This is a genomic window from Saccharomonospora halophila 8, from assembly GCF_000383775.1.
Lineage (GTDB): Bacteria > Actinomycetota > Actinomycetes > Mycobacteriales > Pseudonocardiaceae > Saccharomonospora > Saccharomonospora halophila.
This window is the reverse complement of record NZ_KB912546.1, coordinates 1-4649: the sequence shown is the minus strand read 5'-3', so window position 1 is coordinate 4649 and position 4649 is coordinate 1. Positions and strand designations below refer to the sequence as shown.

The following is a 4649-nucleotide window of genomic DNA, read 5'->3' as shown; positions in this document are numbered from 1 at the left end:
CCGCGTCCCGCACGCGCCGCACGTCCTCGGCGGAGCAGGCCGCGCCGGTGCGGCGGTAGGTGTCCGCGCCCGCGTCGATGGGGACCCAGTCCGGGGTGAACGGCTCGGGGCCGTGGGCACCGAGTGCGTCCAGGACGGACACCGTCGCGTCGACGATCTCGGGGCCGATGCCGTCGCCGGGGATGAGGCCGAGAGTGTGTCGCATCGCGGCGGACTATACGGCCCGGCCACGCGGGTGCCTCCCGGCTGCGGCACCGCCTTCGGTCACGACACCGCCGCGGCCGACCGGCGGGCGTCGTTTGCGGGCGGCGCACGCCGGAAAACCCCGGACACGGCGAGGTTACCCGATCCCAGGCAGGTGAGCGTGATGCCCGGACGTCAGGAACTGCCCAGCACGCTGCGGAGGTCGCCGGAGAAGGCACAGCGCACGTGGATCGAGGCGCACGACTCCGCTGTCGAGACCTACGGCGAGGGCAGGCGGGCGCACCAGACCGCGTACTCGGCGCTGAAGCACTCGTTCGAGAAGGTCGGCGACCGCTGGGAGCCGAAGGAGGACAAGGGTCCCTCCGACGCGCAGGCCGAGCGGGGAGCCGGACAACGCGCCACGGACACGGCGGGCGGTGTGGACGCCAACGCCAGCAAGCAGCACCTCTACGAACGCGCGCGGCAGCTCGACATCCCCGGCCGGTCGTCGATGAGCAAGAAGGACCTCGTCGACGCGCTGCAGAAGGCCAGCGGCAGGCGCACCGCCGAAGCCCGGGAGGAGGAGAAGGCGGGCGGGAGCAGGCGGAGCAAGCGGACGTCGTGACCAGCGGAGCCGTGACCGGCGGGGGTTGACCAGCCACGCGCTGAGTGTGCGAGCGTGAATCCGGTCGGCGTGGACCCGGCCGGCACGACGCGGCCGTCACGACTCCGTCGGTTTCCGCGCCCGGCTCGGGGCGACCCGGGGCGGTTCGTTCGGCTGCTTCGGGTACACCGGCGGCCACGGCGCGTCCATGAGCCCGTCGGCGAGATCGCGGCGGGAGAGCTCCAGCAGCGGCTCCAACGACTGGGGGTCGCTCCACATCGCGGCCCACGGGTCGTCCCGCTGCGCCAGCCGCGCGGGCACGGTGGCCAGTGTCAGCTCGTCGGGCACCACCCCGGGCAGCTCCTCCCACGCGAGCGGGGTGGACACCTGCCCGCCCGGGCGGGGGCGGGCCACGCACCACGCCCCGAACACGGTCCGGTGCGGGGCGTTCTGGTTGTAGTCCACGAACACCCGGCTCCCGCGCTCCTCCTTCCACCACTCGGCGGTGATGAGCGTGGGATGCCGCCGTTGCAGTGCGCGGGCGAGGGCGACCGCGGCGGCCCGCACCTGGTAGCTGTCCCAGCGGGGCTCCAGCCGGACGTAGAGGTGCAGCCCGCGGGAGCCGGTGGTCTTCACGTGGGCGCGCATGTCGAGTTCGGCGAGGAACTCGCGGGCGGCGAACGCCGCCTGGCGCACCCCGTCGAACGTCACGCCCGGCGACGGGTCCAGGTCGACGCGCAGCTCGTCGACCACCTCGGGGCTGCCCGCGTGGAACGGCCACACGTGGAAGCCGAGACACCCGAGGTTGACCGCCCACAGCACGTGGGCGAGGTCCGCGGCCACCAGCGCGTCGGCGGTGGTGCCGTTCGGGGTGCGGACCACGGTGGTGCGCAGCCACGGCGGTGCCGACGTCGGCACCCGCTTCTGGAACCACGACTTGCCGCCCGCGCCCGACGGGTGGCGCTCCATGAGCAGCGGCCTGCCGCCGAGCGTGGTCAGCAGCGGCCCGGACACCGCCCGGTAGTAGCGCACCAGGTCGAGCTTGGTCTCCCCGCGTTCGGCGAAGAACACCTTGTCCGGGCTGGAGATCGGCACCTCGGTGCCGTCGACGTCGAGCACGACCGGATCGCTCATCGGCGGCCCACCCCGCGCGCCTCGTCGAACAGCGTGGTCAGCTCGGCGGGGGCGACCTCGTCGAGCTGGGCGTAGGTGCACGAGTCCGGCGACCGGTCCGGCCGGAACCGCACGAGCCTGCCGCCGTGCCGGAACCGGCCCGCCTGCACGTGCTCGTAGCGCACCTCGGCGACCAGCTCGGTGCGCAGCGGTTCCCACGAGAGGTCCTTGCCCGCGTTCCACCGGCTCTGGCCCCCCGGCATCCGCGCGGACCCACCCGGTTCGCCGGGGGCCTCCGCCTCGGCCCAGTCCCGCCACGGGTGCCGGTCCAACGCGTTCTCCCGCAGCGGGGCGAGTTCGTCCACCAGCTCGGTGCGGCGCTTCGCGGGGAGGCTGCCGGCGACGCCCACGTGGTGCAGCGTCGCCGCGTCGTCGTAGAGGCCGAGCAGCAGCGACCCGACCCCGCGGCCGTCCTTGTGCCACCGGAACCCCGCGACCACGCAGTCGGCGGTCCGTTCGTGCTTGATCTTCCACATCGCCCGCCGGTCCTGTTGGTACGGTGCGTCCGGTTCTTTCGCCATGACCCCGTCGAACCCGGCGCCCTCGAAGCGGGTGAACCAGTCCCGGGCCACGTCGGCGTCGTCGGTGACCGGGGTGAGGTGGACGCGGGCGGGTGTGGTGTCCAGCGTGGTCTCCAGCAGCCGCCGCCGTTCGGTGAACGGCTCGCCGGTGAGGTCCCGGTCGTCGAGGGCGAGCAGGTCGAACGCCACGAAGCTGGCCGGGGTCTCGGCGGCCAGTCTGCGAACCCGGGACGCCGCCGGGTGCAGGCGGTTCTGCAGCGTGTCGAAGTCCAGCCCCTCCCCGGTGACCACGACGATCTCCCCGTCGACGACGCACCGCGGTGGCAGCGCGGCGGCCAGGGGGTCGAGCAGGTCGGGGAAGTAGCGGGTGAGCGGGCGGTCGTTGCGGGAGCCGAGTTCGATCTCGTCGCCGTCGCGGAACACGATGCAGCGGAACCCGTCCCACTTGGGTTCGTAATGCAGACCGCGCGCGTCCGGCAGCGCACGTACGAGCGTGGCCAGCATCGGCTTCACCGGCGGCGACAGCGGCAACTCCACACCGCGATCCTAGGCCCGCCCCACCCTCCGGGCACGCGGTTCACCCTGCGTGGTGCCGTGAAGGGCACGTTCCCTGCGTCGTGGGCGGTGAGGGGCACATTCGCTGCGTCACACGCAGGGAATGTGCCCCTCACGGCACGACCCGGCCCCGGGCGCGGGCCGTGTCAGCTCGCCCAGTCGAGGAGGGCCTCGCTGCGGTTGGGGTCGCGGAGGGCCTCCATGCCGCGTTGTTCGAGGGTGCGGATCCGTTTGCGACTCAGGCCGAGGCGCTGGGCGATCTCCGGGATCGTGTGCTGGTGTCCGTCGCGCAGGCCGTAGCGCAGCGACACCACCGCGGCCTCGGGGTCGGGCAGGCTGTCCAGCGCCGCCTTGAGGTCGTCGGTCATGGCCTGCCGTTCGAGGCCCTCTCCGACCGCCGGAACGGCGCCGTCGGTCACCAGGTCGCCCAGCCGGAGTTCGCCGTCCTCGTCCAACGGCACGTCCAGGCTCACCGTCGACCGGCCCGCCTGGCGCAGTGCCACGACCCGCTCCACCGGCATGTCGGCGGCCTCGGCGATCTCCTCCACCGTCGGCTCGTGGTCGCTGTGCGACTGGAGGGTGCGCTCCAGCCGGTCCAGCTTGGCGACCTGCTCACCGACGTGCATCGGCAGGCGGATGGTGTTGGCCTGGAACGCGTTGCCGCGCTGGATGGCCTGGCGGATCCACCACATGGCGTAGGTGGAGAACTTGTAGCCCTTGGCGTAGTCGAACTTCTCGACCGCGCGGATGAGGCCGAGATTGCCCTCCTGGATGGCGTCCAGCAGCGGAAGGGAGGTGTGCCGGTTCTTGCGCGCCGCGGTGACGACCAACCGCAGGTTGGCGCGCACCATGTGATCCTTCGCACGTGCACCGTCGCGCGCCACCCGCTGCAGGTCGCGCCGGGACCGTTCCGGGGTCTCCGGCGGCCCCGTCTCGCCCGCGTCGGCCCGGCGCAGCAGCTCCGCGGCGTAGACGCCCGCCTCGATCCGCTTCGCCAGATCGACCTCGTCGTTGGCCGTGAGCAGCGACGTCGTGCCGACCTCGTCGAGGTAGTACCGGACGATGTCGGGTTCCTCGTTCGCGGGCCGGCCGCGGCCACGGGTCGCGGTCAGTGTCGCGTCAGCCAATTCTGCACCCTCCTTCTGGTAGGGCAACGCTGCGCACGGGTCGGGCATTCCGCACACACGTTTCGCCCGCGCCCGGGCGGGGGAGGTGTGCCGACCGGGCGGTCATCGGGTCGGGGTTCCGGTGGGACAACGCTGTGGCCGCTCCGTGGATTCCGGTCGGGCGGGACCGCGGAAGGTGCCGCGGTACACACTCGGCGACACGCCCAGCGTGGCGCGCAGGTGCTGCCGCAACGACACCGTCGTGCCGAACCCGACCGCCACCGCGATCCGCTCGATCGGCAGGTCGGTGCGCTCCAGCAGTTGCCGGGCGCGCTCCACCCGCTGTGCCGTCAGCCACCGGCCCGGCGACAGGCCCGTCTCCTGCCGGAACCGCCGGGTGAATGTTCGCACACTCATCGCCGCCCGCGCCGCCCACTCGTCCAGGGACAGCGGCCGGTCGAGTCGGGCCAGCGCCCACTCCCGGGCCTCCCCGGTGGACGCGCCGTC

At 73.1% G+C, this 4649-nt stretch carries 6 protein-coding genes; 1 reads left to right on the top strand and 5 read right to left on the bottom strand.

The window, feature by feature from the left end:
* Positions 1–205 (bottom strand): isocitrate/isopropylmalate family dehydrogenase (locus SACHA_RS26140; RefSeq protein WP_039738694.1); only part of this gene is annotated, 205 nt, incomplete at its 3' end.
* Positions 206–367: 162 nt separating this feature from the next.
* On the opposite strand from SACHA_RS26140, the gene SACHA_RS0110910 reads away from it, so the two are divergent.
* Complete coding sequence (locus SACHA_RS0110910) at positions 368–808, top strand: ChaB family protein (protein WP_019809641.1); 441 nt, start codon at positions 368–370, stop codon at positions 806–808.
* 96 nt (positions 809–904) lie between these two features.
* Here SACHA_RS0110910 and SACHA_RS0110905 read toward each other — a convergent pair whose 3' ends face one another.
* The 4 genes from SACHA_RS0110905 to SACHA_RS0110890 all read right to left on the bottom strand — a co-directional run.
* Positions 905–1921 (bottom strand): DNA polymerase domain-containing protein, encoded by a 1017-nt coding sequence (locus tag SACHA_RS0110905; RefSeq protein WP_019809640.1) that lies wholly within the window; start codon positions 1919–1921, stop codon positions 905–907.
* A complete protein-coding gene (locus tag SACHA_RS0110900; RefSeq protein ID WP_019809639.1) occupies positions 1918–3018 on the bottom strand; it encodes an ATP-dependent DNA ligase in 1101 nt (366 codons plus the stop codon). Before SACHA_RS0110900 ends, SACHA_RS0110905 begins: the two co-directional genes overlap by 4 nt.
* 164 nt (positions 3019–3182) lie before the next feature.
* Entirely contained in the window at positions 3183–4163 is a 981-nt protein-coding gene (locus SACHA_RS0110895) for a sigma-70 family RNA polymerase sigma factor (protein WP_019809638.1), read from the bottom strand.
* A gap of 102 nt (positions 4164–4265) precedes the next feature.
* A partial coding sequence (locus tag SACHA_RS0110890) for a helix-turn-helix domain-containing protein (RefSeq protein ID WP_019809637.1) occupies positions 4266–4649 on the bottom strand: 384 nt, incomplete at its 5' end.

Excerpts from the sequence above, each read along its gene's own strand:
- SACHA_RS0110905 (WP_019809640.1), bottom strand. The coding sequence starts at position 1,921 with ATGAGCGATCCGGTCGTGCTCGACGTCGACGGCACCGAGGTGCCGATC.
- SACHA_RS0110910 (WP_019809641.1), top strand. The coding sequence starts at position 368 with ATGCCCGGACGTCAGGAACTGCCCAGCACGCTGCGGAGGTCGCCGGAG.